General features: G+C 28.0%; 21 protein-coding genes, 1 CRISPR repeat array and 2 riboswitches. Of the genes, 10 read left to right on the top strand and 11 right to left on the bottom strand.

All coding sequences use genetic code 11. The features are described from left to right. Positions 1-23 precede the first annotated feature (23 nt). Positions 24-326 carry a hypothetical protein gene (locus tag Q0V67_RS00765; RefSeq protein ID WP_297596093.1) on the top strand — a complete coding sequence of 101 codons (303 nt, stop codon included), beginning with the start codon at positions 24-26 and terminating at the stop codon, positions 324-326. 107 nt (positions 327-433) lie between these two features. Here Q0V67_RS00765 and Q0V67_RS00760 read toward each other — a convergent pair whose 3' ends face one another. Next, on the bottom strand, positions 434-1,132 hold the full coding sequence (locus Q0V67_RS00760; protein WP_297596091.1) for a hypothetical protein: 699 nt from the start codon (positions 1,130-1,132) through the stop codon (positions 434-436). Between the two features lie 292 nt (positions 1,133-1,424). Here Q0V67_RS00760 and Q0V67_RS00755 point away from each other — a divergent pair, with 292 nt between their 5' ends. After that, positions 1,425-1,985: a YbhB/YbcL family Raf kinase inhibitor-like protein gene (locus Q0V67_RS00755; RefSeq protein WP_297596089.1), complete on the top strand. Its 561-nt coding sequence runs from the start codon at positions 1,425-1,427 to the stop codon at positions 1,983-1,985. Positions 1,986-2,190: 205 nt separating this feature from the next. Here the strand turns inward: Q0V67_RS00755 and Q0V67_RS00750 are convergent, their stop codons facing one another. The 3 genes from Q0V67_RS00750 to Q0V67_RS00740 all read right to left on the bottom strand — a co-directional run bounded on the left by Q0V67_RS00750 (position 2,191) and on the right by Q0V67_RS00740 (position 6,493). Continuing rightward, on the bottom strand, positions 2,191-4,134 hold the full coding sequence (locus Q0V67_RS00750; protein WP_297596087.1) for a KUP/HAK/KT family potassium transporter: 1,944 nt from the start codon (positions 4,132-4,134) through the stop codon (positions 2,191-2,193). A 476-nt stretch (positions 4,135-4,610) separates the two neighbouring features. Then, a complete protein-coding gene (locus tag Q0V67_RS00745; RefSeq protein ID WP_297596085.1) occupies positions 4,611-5,477 on the bottom strand; it encodes a patatin family protein in 867 nt (288 codons plus the stop codon). 83 nt (positions 5,478-5,560) lie between these two features. Continuing rightward, entirely contained in the window at positions 5,561-6,493 is a 933-nt protein-coding gene (locus Q0V67_RS00740; protein WP_297596084.1) for an SAM-dependent methyltransferase, read from the bottom strand. A gap of 97 nt (positions 6,494-6,590) precedes the next feature. On the opposite strand from Q0V67_RS00740, the gene Q0V67_RS00735 reads away from it, so the two are divergent. After that, positions 6,591-7,034: a YaiI/YqxD family protein gene (locus tag Q0V67_RS00735; RefSeq protein ID WP_297596082.1), complete on the top strand. Its 444-nt coding sequence runs from the start codon at positions 6,591-6,593 to the stop codon at positions 7,032-7,034. 19 nt (positions 7,035-7,053) lie between these two features. Here Q0V67_RS00735 and Q0V67_RS00730 read toward each other — a convergent pair whose 3' ends face one another. Next, on the bottom strand, positions 7,054-7,365 hold the full coding sequence (locus Q0V67_RS00730) for a hypothetical protein (protein ID WP_297596080.1): 312 nt from the start codon (positions 7,363-7,365) through the stop codon (positions 7,054-7,056). Positions 7,366-7,433: 68 nt separating this feature from the next. Next, positions 7,434-7,955, bottom strand: coding sequence for a YbhB/YbcL family Raf kinase inhibitor-like protein (locus tag Q0V67_RS00725; RefSeq protein WP_297596078.1), 522 nt, complete (start codon positions 7,953-7,955; stop codon positions 7,434-7,436). A gap of 138 nt (positions 7,956-8,093) precedes the next feature. Here Q0V67_RS00725 and Q0V67_RS00720 point away from each other — a divergent pair, with 138 nt between their 5' ends. Further along, positions 8,094-8,468 carry a YkvA family protein gene (locus tag Q0V67_RS00720; RefSeq protein WP_297596076.1) on the top strand — a complete coding sequence of 125 codons (375 nt, stop codon included), beginning with the start codon at positions 8,094-8,096 and terminating at the stop codon, positions 8,466-8,468. A 14-nt stretch (positions 8,469-8,482) separates the two neighbouring features. On the opposite strand, the gene Q0V67_RS00715 is transcribed toward Q0V67_RS00720, so the two are convergent. Further along, positions 8,483-8,704 carry a hypothetical protein gene (locus tag Q0V67_RS00715; RefSeq protein ID WP_297596074.1) on the bottom strand — a complete coding sequence of 74 codons (222 nt, stop codon included), beginning with the start codon at positions 8,702-8,704 and terminating at the stop codon, positions 8,483-8,485. 91 nt (positions 8,705-8,795) lie between these two features. Next, a complete protein-coding gene (locus tag Q0V67_RS00710; RefSeq protein WP_297596072.1) occupies positions 8,796-9,275 on the bottom strand; it encodes a toxin-antitoxin system YwqK family antitoxin in 480 nt (159 codons plus the stop codon). Positions 9,276-9,440: 165 nt separating this feature from the next. On the opposite strand from Q0V67_RS00710, the gene Q0V67_RS00705 reads away from it, so the two are divergent. Further along, the gene (locus Q0V67_RS00705; protein ID WP_297596070.1) at positions 9,441-9,812 is read left to right on the top strand and encodes a hypothetical protein; all 372 of its coding nucleotides are present in this window, start codon (positions 9,441-9,443) and stop codon (positions 9,810-9,812) included. A 65-nt stretch (positions 9,813-9,877) separates the two neighbouring features. Here the strand turns inward: Q0V67_RS00705 and Q0V67_RS00700 are convergent, their stop codons facing one another. Together Q0V67_RS00700 and Q0V67_RS00695 are read right to left on the bottom strand one after the other, a co-directional pair. After that, positions 9,878-10,405 (bottom strand): hypothetical protein, encoded by a 528-nt coding sequence (locus Q0V67_RS00700; protein ID WP_297596068.1) that lies wholly within the window; start codon positions 10,403-10,405, stop codon positions 9,878-9,880. Positions 10,406-10,420: 15 nt separating this feature from the next. Further along, a complete protein-coding gene (locus tag Q0V67_RS00695; RefSeq protein ID WP_297596066.1) occupies positions 10,421-12,466 on the bottom strand; it encodes a TonB-dependent receptor in 2,046 nt (681 codons plus the stop codon). 9 nt (positions 12,467-12,475) lie between these two features. Beyond that, positions 12,476-12,640, bottom strand: a riboswitch (cobalamin riboswitch). A 132-nt stretch (positions 12,641-12,772) separates the two neighbouring features. After that, positions 12,773-12,848, top strand: a riboswitch (cyclic di-GMP riboswitch). Between the two features lie 53 nt (positions 12,849-12,901). Between Q0V67_RS00695 and Q0V67_RS00690 the strand changes: the two genes are divergently transcribed. Then, the gene (locus Q0V67_RS00690; protein WP_297596064.1) at positions 12,902-13,387 is read left to right on the top strand and encodes a DUF4402 domain-containing protein; all 486 of its coding nucleotides are present in this window, start codon (positions 12,902-12,904) and stop codon (positions 13,385-13,387) included. 48 nt (positions 13,388-13,435) lie between these two features. Here the strand turns inward: Q0V67_RS00690 and Q0V67_RS00685 are convergent, their stop codons facing one another. Continuing rightward, on the bottom strand, positions 13,436-13,804 hold the full coding sequence (locus tag Q0V67_RS00685) for a hypothetical protein (protein ID WP_297596062.1): 369 nt from the start codon (positions 13,802-13,804) through the stop codon (positions 13,436-13,438). Positions 13,805-14,185: 381 nt separating this feature from the next. Between Q0V67_RS00685 and Q0V67_RS00680 the strand changes: the two genes are divergently transcribed. The 4 genes from Q0V67_RS00680 to Q0V67_RS00665 all read left to right on the top strand — a co-directional run bounded on the left by Q0V67_RS00680 (position 14,186) and on the right by Q0V67_RS00665 (position 16,795). Beyond that, entirely contained in the window at positions 14,186-14,947 is a 762-nt protein-coding gene (locus tag Q0V67_RS00680) for an amino acid ABC transporter substrate-binding protein (protein ID WP_297596060.1), read from the top strand. A gap of 20 nt (positions 14,948-14,967) precedes the next feature. Next, on the top strand, positions 14,968-15,594 hold the full coding sequence (locus Q0V67_RS00675) for an amino acid ABC transporter permease (RefSeq protein ID WP_297596058.1): 627 nt from the start codon (positions 14,968-14,970) through the stop codon (positions 15,592-15,594). Next, positions 15,594-16,187 carry an amino acid ABC transporter ATP-binding protein gene (locus Q0V67_RS00670; protein WP_297596056.1) on the top strand — a complete coding sequence of 198 codons (594 nt, stop codon included), beginning with the start codon at positions 15,594-15,596 and terminating at the stop codon, positions 16,185-16,187. Before Q0V67_RS00675 ends, Q0V67_RS00670 begins: the two co-directional genes overlap by 1 nt. A 176-nt stretch (positions 16,188-16,363) precedes the next feature. Beyond that, entirely contained in the window at positions 16,364-16,795 is a 432-nt protein-coding gene (locus Q0V67_RS00665; RefSeq protein ID WP_297596054.1) for a HEAT repeat domain-containing protein, read from the top strand. Between the two features lie 456 nt (positions 16,796-17,251). Continuing rightward, positions 17,252-17,809: direct repeats of the CRISPR family, unit length 24 nt; unit sequence ATTCCACACTGGTTAGATTAAAAG. Positions 17,810-17,834 lie beyond the last annotated feature (25 nt).

Here is a 17,834-nt window from a genome sequence, read left to right as displayed (position 1 = left end):
TAAATACAATATGGAGGTACAATATGAAAAAGTTATTGTTATTTTTACTAGCACTTTCCACGTTAAGTTATTCAACACCAAAAGTATCATATAAAACTGGAGCTGCCTATGCTCTTAGAGAAATTTTTAATTCTCCTGCAAAAAAAATACTCGTGGCTGGTCAAGTTGTACAGCTAGACGAAAACTTATTTGCTCAAAAAATAAAATATCAAACATACTCCGATTTTGGAGGACAAATAATTAAAGAAAATATTTTTATATTTAAAAAAATTGAATCTTCATATAAATTTTTAGAAAAATTAAATGTTGAAGATATAGAACTATAAAAAATTGCAATAATCTCATTCGAAGTTTTATTAAAATGCCCTGATTCATCCTCTTCCTAATAGAGAATGAATCAGGGCTATCTTTTTGGTAGAGTCTTAAGGTGATACTAGTTCACTTTTCGCTCTTCAGTATATTCTATATATATCCGAATTATCTCTTTTTTTTGTTCTTCTGAGTAGTTTAATTCCTCCATTTTTTTTAAATTATAACTATACAGTTCACTTGTATAATAGATGTGACAATTGTTTAAATCATTACAAAGTCTCCTATACTTTGAAAATATTTTTGATACCTTAGCTCCTTTTATTAATGCTGTTTTTAAGTTCCACTCCATATTCCCTTCCAAAAAATTGTAGTATTTTTTTAAAATTTCTATTTTCATATCGACATCATCCACAATATCTTCTATCGAATTAAATGTTAAAGATTGAACAAAATTTATTCCATTTAATCTAAAACTTTTAATTATATCTTTATACTTCACATTACTTAAAAACTCTTCTATTTCAACATAATAAAAATTTTCCGTTTCCTGATTTGAGATGATTTCATTTATTTTCAATAGTTCTTTCCTTAATTGAGCATTTTCCGAATATAATTTTTTTAATTTATCTTCCATATCTTTCCAATCAAATTCATCTTTAGGTATTTGTCTTTCTTTTACCAAAATCAAATCATTCTTACACTTTAAATAATTCTCCTTTTTTCTAACTTCTACTGATAATTTTTCTATTTTTGTTTCTAAAATATTGTTTGTCTCCACTAATAGCTTATGCTCTTTTGACTTAAAAAATTTCCCTATCATTAAAACCTCCTCCAATTTTTTTAATTCAAAATATATTCTAAAATAAAACTTCAGTGAACCTTGATTACTTGTTTACATAAAAACATTGATTTGTATTGTCGCATAGTTGTAAACATTCCCCAAACATTGTTAAAAATAAAATATTTTCATCAAGTTACTAGTTAATTATAGAAAAAATGAAATATTCCTTTTTTTATTTAAACTTTTTATAAATAATCCCATAAAAAGAAAGAATCAATTAATTTATATTGTAAAATTATACAATGAAATTATTTTAAGGAGGTAATTAAGTATGAAAAAATTATTGCTAAGTTTGTTTTTATTACTTGGTATAACATCGTTTTCTCTGGAACTTTCTAGTAGTGGAATTAAAAATGGGGTAATTGATAAAAAATATGGTACTTATGGAAAAGATCAATTCCATGGAATGCCTACATTATCTCTTCCACTTCAATGGGAGAACGCACCCAAAGGAACTAAACAATTTGCTCTTGTAATGGAAGACTTTGATGCCGTTGAAGCTGTTGGAGTTATTTGGCTGCACTGGATAACTTTAATTCCAGAAGATATCACTTCTTTACCTGAGAATGCAAGTCTTACTAATCCTAACTTAATTCAAGGTGAAAATAGCTGGTGGTCATTATTAGGAGGAAGTTTACCAAAAGACGAAGTTGCTAGATATGGTGGTCCTGTTCCACCTAATAAAACACATACATATACAATAACACTATATGCCTTAGATACAAAATTAGAAAATTTAAAAAAAGGTTTTTACTTAAATGAACTTTATGATGCTATGGAAGGTCATGTTTTAGAAAAAACTGTTTTAAAAGCTAAATATTTAAAAGAATAGTTTAATAAAGATTTCTGGGCTTATACTGATCCCAGTGAAAAAGAAAATTAAATATTTAAAAGCTGATTCTTGCACAATGCAAGAATCAGCTTTTTTAAATTCCATTGATGTGAACGCAAATCGTTTTTTTGTAAAAAAATCAGTAGGAGTTTGCAAAATTTTACTTGAAGATAGCCTCCCTCTTTTCTAGCTATTTTCCTTATCTTCAGTCTATTCTTTTTAAATTTTCTTTAGAAAATTCTTTTCCAAATAAAATTGGAACTTTTTCGACATCAACTACGCTTGTATCTATCCCGTACCATTTTTGAGGAGAGACTGTAAATTTTTTTATAATTAATTGCGTTGATATTATAAAACTATCCCAAGTTGAAAAATCATTTTCTAAAGCTAAAACCTCTTCTATGATAATAAATTTAAAATTTCCAATCCCTTTTAAATTTTCATAATCTATCATATAATCTCTTGGTTTAAAAATTATGTCTCCATTTTTTATCAACTCTCGAATAACTTGAAATAAAAGTACATTTATTCCTTGAGATATTTTAAATCCAAGATTAAAATCAACCACAAATATTCTATTTTCATCTATTTTATTGAATGTATACTCCATTGTATAAGGCTCATCCATTACATTAATATTTACAAACCAATAATTGTCTGCTTTTTTAGGATCATTATTAAAGATTGAATATATAACTTTGGGTTCTACTTGATTCCAATACTTTGATTTTGTCAAGTAAACCACATTTCCTGCATAAAGTGGAACTTCACTATCATTTTTTAGCATGTCAAAATTCTTTTTATAGTCACTTAAATTAACAAATTTTAAATATTTCTTTTTAATTTCAAAACTATAATGCCAAGTATACATTATAAAAGCTAATGCAGCTGTAATTAACAAAGTTACATATCCACCGCTCAATATTTTAAAACTATTGGCATATAGGAATGTTAATTCTATACTTCCAAAGACTAAAAGAACTATTATACATAATTTTTTTTGATTTTTTACAAATCTTAAATATTGTGATAAAAGAAGCGTTGTCATTAACATTGTTATTGTTATAGATAAACCATATGCAGCTTGCATATTTTGTGATTTTTTAAAAATAAAAACTATTCCAATACACCCAATAAATAAAGCTTTATTGACAGTACCAATATAAACTTGACCCTTTTCATTTGTCGGATATTTTATTGCTAATTTTGGAAAAATATTTAATTTGATAGCCTCTGATATTAAGGTGAAAGAACCTGATATTAAGGCTTGACTAGCTATAATTGCCGCTATAGTTGCTATTATAACTCCGGGAATAATAAACCAAGATGGCATTATCAAAAAAAATGGACTATGATGGATTGTTTCTCCTACTTTTTTTAATAAGTAAGCTCCTTGACCAAAATAACTCAGCAATAGCGTTATCTTTACAAAAATCCAGCTATAATATATATTTTCCTTTCCACAATGACCTAAATCTGAATATAGTGCTTCTGCTCCCGTTGTACATAAAAAAACGGCTCCTAATATATATGGAACATTGCCATTTTTAATTAATTTGAAAGCATAATAAGGATTTATTGCTTCTAAAACCTCTAGATGTTGTATCAATTGAATTAATCCAAAAGATCCAATCATAGAAAACCATACAAACATAGCTGGCCCAAATATTTTTCCGATTTTTTCTGTGCCAAATTTTTGTACAGAAAAAACAATTGATATTATTAATAAAACTATAAATATTATTACATTTTCTTTTAAAGGAACTATTATATTTAGCCCCTCTATTGCGGAACTTACAGAGATAGGAGGTGTTAATATTCCATCCGCTAAAATTGCTGCAACTCCTATTATCGCTGGGACTATAAGCCATTTAAAATATCTTTTTACAAGAGCATACAATGCAAGGATTCCTCCTTCTCCACTATTGTCCGCCTGTAAAGTAAGTATCACATACTTTATAGTTGTTTGTAATGTTAGAGTCCAAAACACTAATGAAACTCCTCCTAATATTAACTCTTTACTCACTAAACTATCATTTGTATAAAGAATAGCCTGCATAACATAAAGAGGTGATGTCCCTATATCCCCATATACAATTCCAAGAGCTACAAGTAAAGAACTAATTGTTATATCTTTGTTTTTGAACATAACTTTCCTCCGGTAGTTTTTATTATATTTATTCGTTATGCTCTCATCTTTTCTTTTAAAAAACTAGTAAACTCATTACCACAATAATTTTTCCATATAAAAAGTGTATTATTAAAATATTTGAAAATCAAAATAATATCATAAAAAAAAGTAGAGGGCAACCATCACGAATCCCTCTACTTTCACTACTAAATCTTTTCACATTTGAATAACTTTAAAACTTGTAAATCTTTAAATCTTAAAAAAATAAATACCTTACTAACTTTAAATCTATTACCTCATATAATAGTTAGAATAACAACTTCACGATTTATTTAAAACTTTAATATTAAAATATCTTTGAAACTGTGTGATGGCTATTTTACTAATTTGAATCAATGTACAAAATACTTTTCTAAACTTCTAACTACTATTATAATTTTTAGACGGATTTTAGTATCAAAAAAGTTTTAAAAAGTTTTAAATTTAATTTTTTTTTACTTAGCCGGTTTTTCTAACCACTCCATTAATCTCTCGTAGTTTCTTTTAGCATCCTCGATTCCCAAGTTATATAACTTTTTCACCTTATTCAAATCCCTTTCAAGTCTATCTACCACTACAATTTCACTTGGTCTGAATACAAAAACATCTCCTTTTTCTTCCAGTTGTTTGATTTGTTTTAAGTTATTATTGTAAATCACATGTCTTTTTATAAGAGCTTCCGCAACTTTGGGATATTTTTTATAATAAAGTCTTATTAAAGGTTGTAATTTTAAGGGCTCTTTTCTATACCCCTCGTCCTCAGTCAATATAACAACATTTTTTCTGTTCCCATCCAAAATGGATTGTTTTATTGGAATAGGATCTGCAATTCCACCATCTAGATATATTTTTTCTTTTATAACTGCCTCTTTACTAAAAAAAGGCAAGCTCCCAGACGCAATCAGAGCATCTAAAAAATCTTGTGTTTTTATAAAATCTTTTTTTGTAAAAAAATCTGTTTTTCCTTTCAAACAATTAAATGCTCCTACTTTAAATTCTAAATCGCATTCACTAAATGTTTTAAAGTCAAAAGGAGCTAGTTCATAAGTCATTTGTGTATAGGCAAAATCTATATTTATATAGCTTCCATTTTTCAAAAGATATCTAAGTCCCATATATCTTTCGTCATTTAGGTATTTTAAAATTATATCTATATTCCTTCTTTTTTGTCTTGAAGCGTATGAAGCAGAATATATTGCACCTGCCGACACTCCAATCGTATATTTAAAATGTAAATTTTTAGATAAAAAATAATCTAAAATAGCAGATGTATAAATCCCTCTTAATCCTCCACCTTCAAGAACTAAACCTGTGTTTTCCATAAAAAAAATCCTCCTAAAAAATAATTAGCCGTATAACATTTTACTATATATACTTTACTTTATTTTTTAGTAAATTCCTTCATTTAACTGCATATATAAATATATCTTTGAAAACTTCCCTTTGACAAAATACAACTATCTAATATTTTAAAGTTTGACTTTATTATCATCTCTTCCAAATCTTCAAAACTTACCATAATTAATCTCTTTGATATTTGTCTTATTTTTTTTATTAATCCAAATTGTTCATCTTTTGTTATATGACTAAAAAGTCCATAAGGAATATCTAAAATCGCTGAATCAAACTTCTCCTCTATATTATGCATATCATCATTTACAACTATTTTATCATAACCATAATATCCTAAATTTGTATTGGCATTCTTTGCAATGCTCCTGTTTATTTCATATCCTGTCACATCTAATCCCATGGATAGAGCTTCTATAATAACTGTTCCAACTCCACAACAAGGATCAACTAATTTTTTAGTTCTATCTGCTTCCACCGCTAAACTTATAAGTGTTCTCGCCAATCTAACCTCTAAAGAGTTAGAATAAGAATATGGTTTCTTTATTCTATCTGGCCAAACAGTATCTCCTTTTACACATATTCCAAAATACCATTTCCCTTTATAGTTTGATACTCCAAAAATATTCTTTGGATTTTTCATTGAAAATGTTCCCAATATGCTAAGCCCAACTTGTTTTATTTTATCTAATCTCTCCTCATATGAAATATTTTCATCTTCCTCTTTTATATACTCCACTTTATAATCTATTGATTCCATCTCACTACTAATAATTGCTTTCAAAATATCTTCAAAATTATCTGCAGAATATAAAATTTCTAATCTTGATTTTATAAATGGGCTAAACACTGGGTCTATTTTTACATTTGATAATATTGTCTTTTCATTCAAATCAATATTAAACAGCGCCCTCATTTCCATTAAGCAAAGATTTTTTTCTTCCCTCGGATAGTTTATTGTATATATAAATTCTGTTTTTTCTTTCATTTGTTACACTCCCTTTAAAATATTTCAAAATAACACAATAGCATTTAGACTATTTTCATGGTAAAATCTTTCTATTACAAGTGAAAAGGAGATTTCTATGAAAATTTTAATTGATGCTGATGCTTGCCCTGTTGTTGATTTAACTATTGATATAGCAAAAAGCTTCCAAAAAGAAGTCTTTATCTTCTGTGATAATGCTCACGAAATATATCGTGATTTTTCAAAAACATTTATAATTACTCAAGGAGCAGATGCTGTTGACTTTGCTCTTCTCTCTGAAGTTAAAGAAAATGATATTGTTGTTACTCAAGATTTTGGACTAGCATCTATGGTTTTGACTAAAAATGCCCATGCTATAAACCAAAACGGTTTAATCTATAATAAATTTAATATTGAAAGTCTACTTTTTTCTAGACATATGTCACAAAAATTAAGAAATTCTGGAAAAAGAACCAAAGGTCCAAAGAAAAGAACTAAAGATGACGATTTAAACTTTGAACAAAACTTTACAGATTTACTAAAAAAAATAAACAAAAAATAAAGTGAGGAAACCCTCACTTTTAAAGCTTTATTATAAAGTACTTCACTCCATTTAAAACAACTGATTCCTCTTTTTTAGATGTAATCTTTTCAAATTTTGCATGTGTATATCTTCTAGCAAGTTTTCCTGGATAGTCTCTAGCTGTTCTAATTGTCATAAGTTCAATAGTTTCTAACATCTCTCTTCTATCATTTGTCACCAAATAATCCTCTGTTCCAACCGAAAATAGTACCCCTTTATAGATATTATCCATTTTTATTTGTTTAAAATTGAACGGTTTACCTGTAGTTTTTACAATGTATTGCCCTAATGCTGAAATTTTATTTTTCATAAATTGACCTCTTTTCTACTTTTATTCTTATATTATACAATACTTTTCATTTTTTTTTAATTCTTTTTTTACGCTTTGTAATTTCCTTCCAATACTGCCTCTGCTAATATGTGTCTTTTCATTTTTTTATATAATTCATTTAAATAGAAACCTTTTTTTATCTCTAATTTTTTATCTAGTGCATAAATTTTTATCTCATATGTGTGATCTTTATCAGGAGGTGTTGGTCCACCGAAATAACATACATCTTTGATATTCAATCCTTTTAATCTAGATACCCAACTATTAACTCCTTGAATTAATTTTTTATCCTCTCTACTGGCATTTTCTAGCAGTTCTCTATACTCTTTAGGAATAATGGCTACCCAATGTATCCATGAAAATCCTGTAACTGGAATAGCATCATAATCTTGCATTACAACTACAAAGCACTCTGTTCCATCAGGAATATTTTGCCATTTCAAATGTGGTGATAATGATGGGATTCCATCAATATTTGCACTTCCATATTTCCCATGTTTTTCTAGTATATATCCATCTTCAATACTATTACTTTCTAAGGTGAAATTTCCATTTCTAAATTTTTCCATAGTTCTCCTCCATTTTTATAAAATAATTTACCTTTCCTATTATACTTTTTAACATTCTCTTGTCCTTCAAAAATATCATTCTTGCATTACTTCTAAAAAAGAAATATAATATAATATCAAATTCTATTTGGAGATATTATGAATAAAATAATTTTTAAATTTTTCAAAAAATTTCAAGGGAAAAAAATAACTGCTCAAGATTTGACAAATGCACTTAAAAAATCTATAAACTTAGGCGTATATGCTGACGATTTACTTTTGATTGTTAATTTAATCAAAGATACTAAAAACAAAAAATATAGACTTGAAAAAAAGCATTTTCTTATTTTAACCGGAGCTATTGTTTATGTTATATCGCCTATAGACGCTGTATCTGACCTTATTCCAGGTCTTGGATGGGTAGATGATGGAATATTGATCTCTTATGTCGCACGAAGTTATAGCGATGTTTTACGAGACTATAAAGAGTTTATAAAAAATAATAAACTCAAAGAAAAACTGGAGGAAAAATAATTTCCTCCAGTTTATTATTTTTTCATTTTAAACTTCTCTTCTATTTCAAATATCAACATTTTTACATCCAATAATTCAGCCGCAATTAAACGATCAAAATTATCTTTATAATTTTTTTCTAATTTTTTAAATCTATCCCAGAAATCTTCAACTTCTTCTTTTTTCAACGGTTCATCTTTTTTTAATGATTCTTTTGCCTCATTTTTTAAATTTTTTAATTTTTCTTTATTTTCCATATTAACACCTCGCTTTTTAATTCAGTAATATTCATATCTATAATATACAAACATTCCTGAAAAAACCTTTTTCTTTTTTTATGTTTTTTAATTACATCTGTTCAATCCCATTTATATACACTCTTTTGTACTCAATCTCCCCATTTTTATCATAATATTCCCAAACTCCATCCGATATTCCTTTCTTGTAATTTCCTCTATATTCAATGCTCCCATCTTCATAGTAATATTCCCATAAACCATCTTGCTCTCCTTTAAAAAATGAACCTTTTGAATCAACTTTCCCATCTTCGTTATAATATTCCCACGGTCCAGTCTCCTTACTGTCTATATAATTCCCTCTAAAGAATAAACTTCCATTTTCATGATAATGTTGCCACTCACCTTGCTGCTCTCCATCCACATAATTTCCTTCTAAACTGACATTTCCATTTTCATAGTAATATTTCCACAATCCATTTTCCTTCCCCTTAACATACTCCCCAGTCGAACTTATTTTCCCATCTTCATAATAATACTTCCACATTCCTTCTTCCAAATCATTCAATATTTTATTTATATTTTCATTCATATTCAATCTCCTTTATTTTCTAACTTATTTTTGTTACCTGTATTTTATATCTAATTTTTTCATTTGTAAATAAATGTTTCAACAAACTTTTCCATTTTTGTTAAAAGTATAGTATAATATATTAATATCTATATTTTATAGATTTTAAATTATAGGAGGCATTTTATGAACTTTTTTTCTACCGGTAGTAAATCTCTAAATGTTATTGAACAAAATCTTATTCAAGATTTAAATAATGATAGCATTATCCAAATCAGTCTTCCTAATAATAAAACTAATATCACTATATCTTTTCAATCTGTACCTGGAGTAAAATATTCTAATTTTTTGTCTAAAGGGAGCGAAGATGAGGATGGAAACCGTTATTTCCATATTACTTTTATAAATCCTTATTATAACGAGTTTTGTGGAACAAGACCCCCTCTTGATTTTGGATTTAAAACTAATTCAAAATTAAATTTTTTAGGTACTTTCAAAGTTATATGTGGAAAAGATAATACTCCTATCTCTTTAGAGTATATATTTTTTAATAAATAAATTTTTAATTTTTTGTTTTATAAATAAAAAAGACCTGACTAAACTGGTATTTAGTCAGGTTTTTTTTATTTTATGATACTACTCAATCGTATGTTTTGATTTTTTTTATACTCTACATATTCTGGAATAGCTCTTTCATCTATATAACAATTTTTCTCTCCATCTAAATAGATATATTTTATGTATTCACTTTCAATAAATACCTCTTCTTTCGGAACTGATATAACTGTGGATTTTTCTTTTTGACATGGATTATAAGGAGAACAACTTTTAAAACAATCTGTTTTTTCATAGATTTTATATGATATATATCGGCAACATATAGGTCTTTCCTGTTCAATTAGGCATCGCTTGTTTAGCTTATCATGAAAATAACAAGTCCTTTCAAAATTTTTATTTTCAATTATTTTATCATATATCTTTGGATTTTTTTCTAAAAACCTCTTGATGCTTTCTCTCTCCTCTAAAGATATCAATGAATAATCCCATCTGCAACACCCATTTAAATTTTGAAATTGATTGCACCTCTTTTTACTGTTCACCCTCTCTATATCTTCCATCAATCCATCTAAAATATCTCTTAACTTCTTCACATCACACCTCCCCGACTAGAATGTATATGTCACTCCCACTGTAAGTGTTCTTCCAACAGCAGGATAATATTGTCTTCGTTCAATAATTTGACCATTTTCATAAGAGTCATCCCAAAACCCTGCATACTCATCATATTTTTTATCAAATAAGTTCTCTATTCTAGCAGTTATCATAATATCAGATGTCATTTTAAAGTATGTTGATAAATCAACGGTCATATACTCTCCCGTATTTTTTTCCCTTACATTATTTAAATCATCTAAATCATAAGAACTACTATAATAAAGTACATCTCCACTCAGTGAAAGCTTTTCTGTAAAATCGTATTTCATCCCTCCAGTTATCTTCCAATTAGGAACACTTGGAATCTCTGACCCCGAATATTGTCCATCGATTATTTTTGCTTTTATATATGTTATTGATGATTTTAAAGTTAATTTGTCTAAATAATGTTCCACAACACCTTCAAACCCTGTTCTTTCTGTAGTCCCTATATTGTAATTTACCATCCCTGAAAATTCAGGTGGAATTGCTGAATAAATTTCATTATAAGTTTTTTTATAAAAAACTGAAGTTGAAATATATGTATTATTCAAAAAATCCTTTATCCCTATCTCTAAAGTATCTTGAATTTGTGAATCTAACTTTTCAGATTTTTTTGTATATCTCATCTCGGATGCTGTAGGTGTTCTAAAAGCTCTATTGTATGATATATATGTTGATCCTGTCTCTGAATATAAATAGTTAGCACTCAGTTCATATGATAAATTTTCATATTCAGCACTATCTTTTGTTCCTATTTTTTCCCAACTATTCAACTTTCCATTTCTCCAATAGAAATCATATTTAGATTTATCATATCTTATTCCTTGGCTCAGTTGAAGCTCTTCATATTGATACTTATTTGTTAAAAACAATCCAATGTTTTCTTTTGTTGAGTCACCTGTTTCTATAAACTTTCCTGCTGTTATTTGTTTTGAATCAGAATCAAATCCACTTACTGATGGATTATAACTTTTCCCCACCGAATATGGTTTAAAAGCTTCATCTAAATAATCTACACCCACAATAATATAGTTTTCATCTAAATATTTATGCTTTAATTGAGCTTTCAAGTACTTTCTTTCATCATCTCCATCTCTTTTAAAAATTCCAGAATAGTTACTTCCCTTTTTTCTACTATAATTATCATTTTTTCGTTCATAATAGTTCCCAAATAATAAAATATCCGTTGTTTCTGATAACTGTTTTTTATATTTTAAATAATTATCATATGAACGGTATTTTGATCCAGATATTTTTCCAGGATCTTTTCTATCATTTTCAGATACATATCTTGGAACAGCCACTCCTATTATATTTTTATCTTCGCTATATGTATACTTATACTCAATATCTCCATTCTCTAAAAGATACTTCCATTTTAAATTTAAAGAATCATTTCTAAAGTCTTCATGATCTCTCCAACCGTTGTTATCATTTTTAATATATCCTACTTCAGCTAAAAATCTATCTGTTATTTTTGTTCCGTAATTAAACCCTATTTTTCTATTGTTATAACTTCCATATTCTGCAAAAACAGTTCCATAATTTTTTTTATCTATAATATTTTTTGTAAGTACATTTATAACACCACCAATTGCTTTATCCCCATATAAAATATTTCCTCCACCAGGAATAACTTCCACTCTCTCTATCATAGATAGTGGAAGATTAGATATTTGATTGGTCGATACCGGAACTCCATCTAAAGTAATCAATGAATTTCTGTCACTATACATCGAATTCAATCCTCTTATATCAAATTTTATTGTCCCGGCATACCTTGTAACTCTTACACCTGGAACTCCTCTTAATACATCAACTAAATCTTTTGATCCACTCTCTTGTATCTCATCTGAAGTTACAATACTTATGTTAGATGCTGTATCCCTAACCGTTGTTTCAAAGTTTTCAGTAGATATTACACTTTCCTCTAATTTTATAGATTTTTTCCCTTCACTTGAATGTGTCACTAAAAAAGATACCAAGTATAAAAATATTAATGCTCTTTTGTTCATTTTTCCTCCCTCGAAGTTAAGTTTTAAAAGTATCCTGACTCATCTCATCCTACTCACACCTCTTCCCAAGTTTCCTCAGTGATTTTTTGTGCTTTCATCAATTTTACAGTGGCGGGGCCGTAATGGAATTCAACCATATTTCCATATTAAAACTTCTTAATTAATACATAATATATTATATTAACACTAAAAATATATTTTTTCAATACTTTGTTTTTTTTATAGATATATATTTTAAATGTTAAATCTCACTATAATATCTTAAATTCTCTCTTGACATTCTCCAATCTTTACAGTATTATTTAATAAAACAGACGGCAAAATAAAGGAAACTTTATGACGCAAAGCTATAGGGTCTTTAAAATGACAGCCAGTTACATCAACTCAATTCGAGAGATGTAACCGGCTTTTTTTATTATTTTTAGGAGGGGAAATATGAAAAACAAAGCATTTTTACTATTTATTATTTTTTCAACAATCGCTTTTTCAAATGAGAATACTACCGATAACTCAAAATCTATTATGAATATTAGTGCTACAGTTATTAAACCCTTAACTGTTTCATCTAATGGAGATCTTAATTTTGGAACTCTACTTCCAGGTGCCTCTGTTCCTGGATTTTCAAGCTTTTCAATAGAAGGAGAACCCAATTCAAGAGTAGATATATCTTTTTCAGGTGTTGACCGTGTAGGAAACTACTCTTATTACTCAGATTTAAAATCTCTCACAACTGAAGATACTCTACTTTTATCATTTAACTGTAGCCCTGTTGGTGAGGGGTATCTCTCAACAAATCCATCAATAACTTTGGATTCAACTGGAAAATACATTTTAAATGTTTCCGCAAATATTCAATCACTTGCCACTCAAACTCCGGCTAAATATAGTGGACAAATAAAAATTAGAGCAATCTACGAATAAAAAAATCCAAGTAGAGATAAGTTAATCTCTGCTTGGATTTTTTTACTTTTAAAATGTTTGCTTATATAGAGTTTCATCTGGTAAAATATCTCTATCTAACTCTATTTTTACTTTTACTGGAATCTTTTCCCCAGATTCAGATTGAGAATATGCCACAATTTCTTTAACCAATGTTTCTAACTTATTTTTATCTATTTTAGTGAACTCCTCTTTGTCCTTTTCTCCTTTCAACTCCACTTTAACTTCCATTCTTTTTCTATGAATATCCACATCGTACTCATGAATTTTAATACTTGTTGCTCCATCTGTTAAAGCTGGATATTTTGTTATTAAAGCCTGCTCTAACTTATTTTCTCTTTCACCTGCAAAAGCTGTTATTGATGACAACACTACCAATCCTAAAATTAATTTTTTCATTTTTTCCTCCTCAATATGCTTTCTTTCTACCTATAAAATTAGTATTCAATAGTCTCTTACTCTTTCCTTCAAATGTTTTTAATTCAAAAATAAAATAAAAAAAATCTTGACTTACTTATAAAATAGGTATATCATTATAAAAAAATAAAAATTGGAGGAAATCATGTTTAAATTAAGTGTTGTTTTAAATTCACTGCATCATCATCATAGATAGTAGAGTTTGTTTTTTATGAATTTTTCATAGACGCAGACTCTTGTTGTTTTTTTAAAACTTGAGTCTGTATCTATGATGACAACGAAAATATGATTTTCTTTTTGTAGCCATCTAGATTTTTCTGGATGGCTTTTTTATTTTACTATATTTCACCGGAGGTTTTTACTATGAAAAATTTATTCATAACTACAGCTTTATTCTTTTCCTTGTCTTTCTTATCTTTTGGAAAAGACAATTCTTTTAACGATATTCAAAAAAATGGAGATATTATTATTGGTCTTGACGATACTTTTGCTCCGATGGGTTTTAGAGATGAGAAGGGCAAAATAGTGGGATTTGATATTGATTTATCTACAGAAGTTAGCAAACGAATGGGGCTCAATCCTGTATTTAAAGCTTGCGATTGGGATGGGATAGTTTTTGATTTGAAAAGTAAAAAAATAGATCTCATTTGGAATGGATTGACTATTACACAAGAACGTTCCAAACAAATTGCTTTTTCAAATCCATATTTTAGTGATGATCAAATTATTATTATTAAAGATACTGCTCTTTTAAACTTAGATGATCTGAAAAATAAAAAAATTGGTGTTCAAATGGGAAGTACATCATATTTCGCTTTGAAGAATTCAGAATTATTTAAAACAAATATCAGTATTAGAAAATATTCAACCAATATTGAAGCTCTTTTAGATTTAGATGCTGGACGTACAGATGCTGTTGTTGTGGATTCTGTGGTTGGAAAATATTACCTTTCAAAAAAAGATGGGTTTAAAATCATGAGTGAAACTCTAGCTAAAGAAGATGTAGGAGTAGGTTTAAGAAAAGAGGATATAGTTCTTAAGGAGGAACTAAATAAAGCTCTTGACTCTATAGTTACAGATGGTACTTTCGATATCATCTATAAAAAATGGTTCGGAAACAACTAAACTTTAAGGAAGGTTCATCTATGGAAAATAATTTAATTTACATCTTACAGGGGTTAACTCTATCACTTAAGCTTTACTTTTTCACATTTATTTTAGCTCTGCCACTTGGAATACTGCTTTCTCTTGCAAGAGTTTCAAAATATACTCTATTAAATTTTAGTGTTCAATTGTACACTTGGGTTTTTAGAGGAACACCCCTGCTTTTACAACTTTTTTTTATCTATTACGGCCTTCCAATAATCGGAATAATTTTAGAGCCATTCAACGCAGCTCTTATAACATTTACAATCAACTACTCCGCCTATATTTCCGAAATTTTTCGAGGAAGTATTTCCGGAGTGGATATTGGACAATATGAAGCTGCTAAAGTTTTAGGATATAATTATTGGCAAACTATGAGAAAAATAATTCTTCCTCAAAGTTTAGTGACAGCTTTACCCTCTCTTTCTAATGAAGCTATTGCCCTTATAAAAGATACTTCTTTAATATCTGCAATTGGAATGGCCGAAATTTTAAGAAACTCTAAAGAGATTGTGACTAGAGATTTTACTATATCTCCATTTATAATTTGTGCACTTATCTATCTATCTATATCCACAATCATAATTCTATTTTTAAAATATATTGAAAAAAAGGTGATGATTTAATGTCTATAAAAATTAGAAATTTAAATAAAAGTTTTGGTGAAAATATCATTTTCAAAAACTTAAACCTAGAAATATCTCAAGGTGAGATTATCTCTATAATCGGTCCATCTGGAAAAGGAAAATCTACTTTCTTACGATGCCTTATTGGGCTTGAAAGTATAGATTCTGGTGAAATTATATGTGATTTTAAAAAAATGGGTATAGTTTTTCAAAATTTTAACCTCTTTCCACATAAAACAATTTTAGAGAACATTACTGAACCTCTGACAATTGTCGATAAACTTAGTAAATCTGAAGCTCGAGAAAAAGCTTTTTCTCTTTTGAAAAAAGTAGGCTTGGAAGAGAAGTGGAATACCTATCCAAAATATCTTTCTGGTGGTCAAAAACAACGTGTAGCTATCGCTCGTGCTCTTGCTAAAAATCCTGAAATTTTACTATTTGATGAACCGACATCAGCTCTGGATCCTTTTATGACTCAAGAGGTACTATCTGTCATTCAAGATTTAAAAGTTTCACAAAATATAACTATGATTATTGTCAGTCACGAAATGGATTTTGTAAATAAAGTTTCAACTAGAATTATTGAGTTTTAAAGTGTTTAAATCTAGAATTCTACTAAAATGCTAGGCGCATTCTATTTGAATTTTTTTAAACAAAATAAATATTAATTCCATTGGCAATATATTTGCTTTTAACTGTCAATTAAAGTATAATTTAAATATTGAATATACTATTTACATAAAATTAAAATATCAAAGGAGAATTATAGATGGAAATGATTATAAAAGAATTAAAGGATGAATTATCTTATCAAGTTAGATTAGACGCTATAAATAAAATCAAAGATTACGATTTAAATGATGAAAATTATAGAAGTTTAAAAGAGATAATAATTCAATTGGCTTTAAGTGATAGAGTTTTTGCTGTAAAACAAGCCGCTTTTTTACTTTGTCAAAAAAACAAACTTAAAAAAGATGGTGAAGTTATTAATTTAGGAAAAAAGAATACTGGGTATTCGCCAAACGACATTAGAAAAATATTTTTAAAGATAAAAAGAGAAACAAAAATGGAGGCTTTAGATTTGGATCTTTTTAAAGAGCATTTCCAAAAAATTTCTCCTAAGATGTATGATGTTATGTCTTATGAGCATATGTATTTTGACAACTGGATAAGAGGTATTTATAAGTATTTATCAAAGTAACCACCCTTCTGAGGTGAGACCCTTTTTTAGGAAAGCAATTATCCAGTTAGTGTATCTTAGTAGCTAAATAAGTGTAAATTCACTTCTTAGCTATCAAATTTTAAATATTCAAATAGGCTATCTTAGATAGGGTACTTTTAAGGGACTTGTTGCTAAGATAGCTTTTTTATTCCCAACATTTCTCTAAACGTCCCTCATACTCTATTGATCACATTCTTAGAATTCCTTCCCAACCTCTTATTTTTTAATTTCATTTTTTCATAATATTTTTACTAGAAAGGTAAAGTGCCTTTAACTTTTTTATTTCTTCAAACATATACAGTCCTTTCAAGGTAGCCATCTCCTTATAATTTAATGACTACTTTTATTACAATATTTTTTTTGAAAAATCAAGCATTCTCCTCTCACAAAATTTTACAGGATTCTATAGCAAAATCTTACAATCTATTATATCAGTCACAGATTCCACACTGGTTAGATTAAAAGTTTTGCAAAAAGAAAAGGCTACCAAAATTGGATAATCACAGATTCCACACTGGTTAGATTAAAAGTGCTGATGCTAACCAAACAGCAACTAAAGATTTAAATTTACATTCCACACTGGTTAGATTAAAAGCAGGATATTTTATCGAAGTTTCAAACAACGATTTGTATTTACATTCCACACTGGTTAGATTAAAAGCAACAACAAACTGGAATGGTGGCAATAGTATTAAGTAATTTACATTCCACACTGGTTAGATTAAAAGATCATGATTTTTCAGGCTTAGACTGTATATTAAAATTAATTTACATTCCACACTGGTTAGATTAAAAGCTTTTGAAGATTTAAGAAACTACATAGATGAAGAATTTACATTCCACACTGGTTAGATTAAAAGTATATAATAATTTGAATTATGCTAGTGCTGTAGAATTATTTACATTCCACACTGGTTAGATTAAAAGTAGTTTTTTCTACCTTCCAAAATATCGTAAAAATTTATTTACATTCCACACTGGTTAGATTAAAAGTTTAGATTTTAGTATCATATAACAC

Origin of the sequence: uncultured Cetobacterium sp., from assembly GCF_947072685.1 — a bacterium.
Classification (GTDB): Bacteria; Fusobacteriota; Fusobacteriia; order Fusobacteriales; family Fusobacteriaceae; genus Cetobacterium_A.
This window is presented reverse-complemented; position numbering and strand designations above follow the sequence as displayed.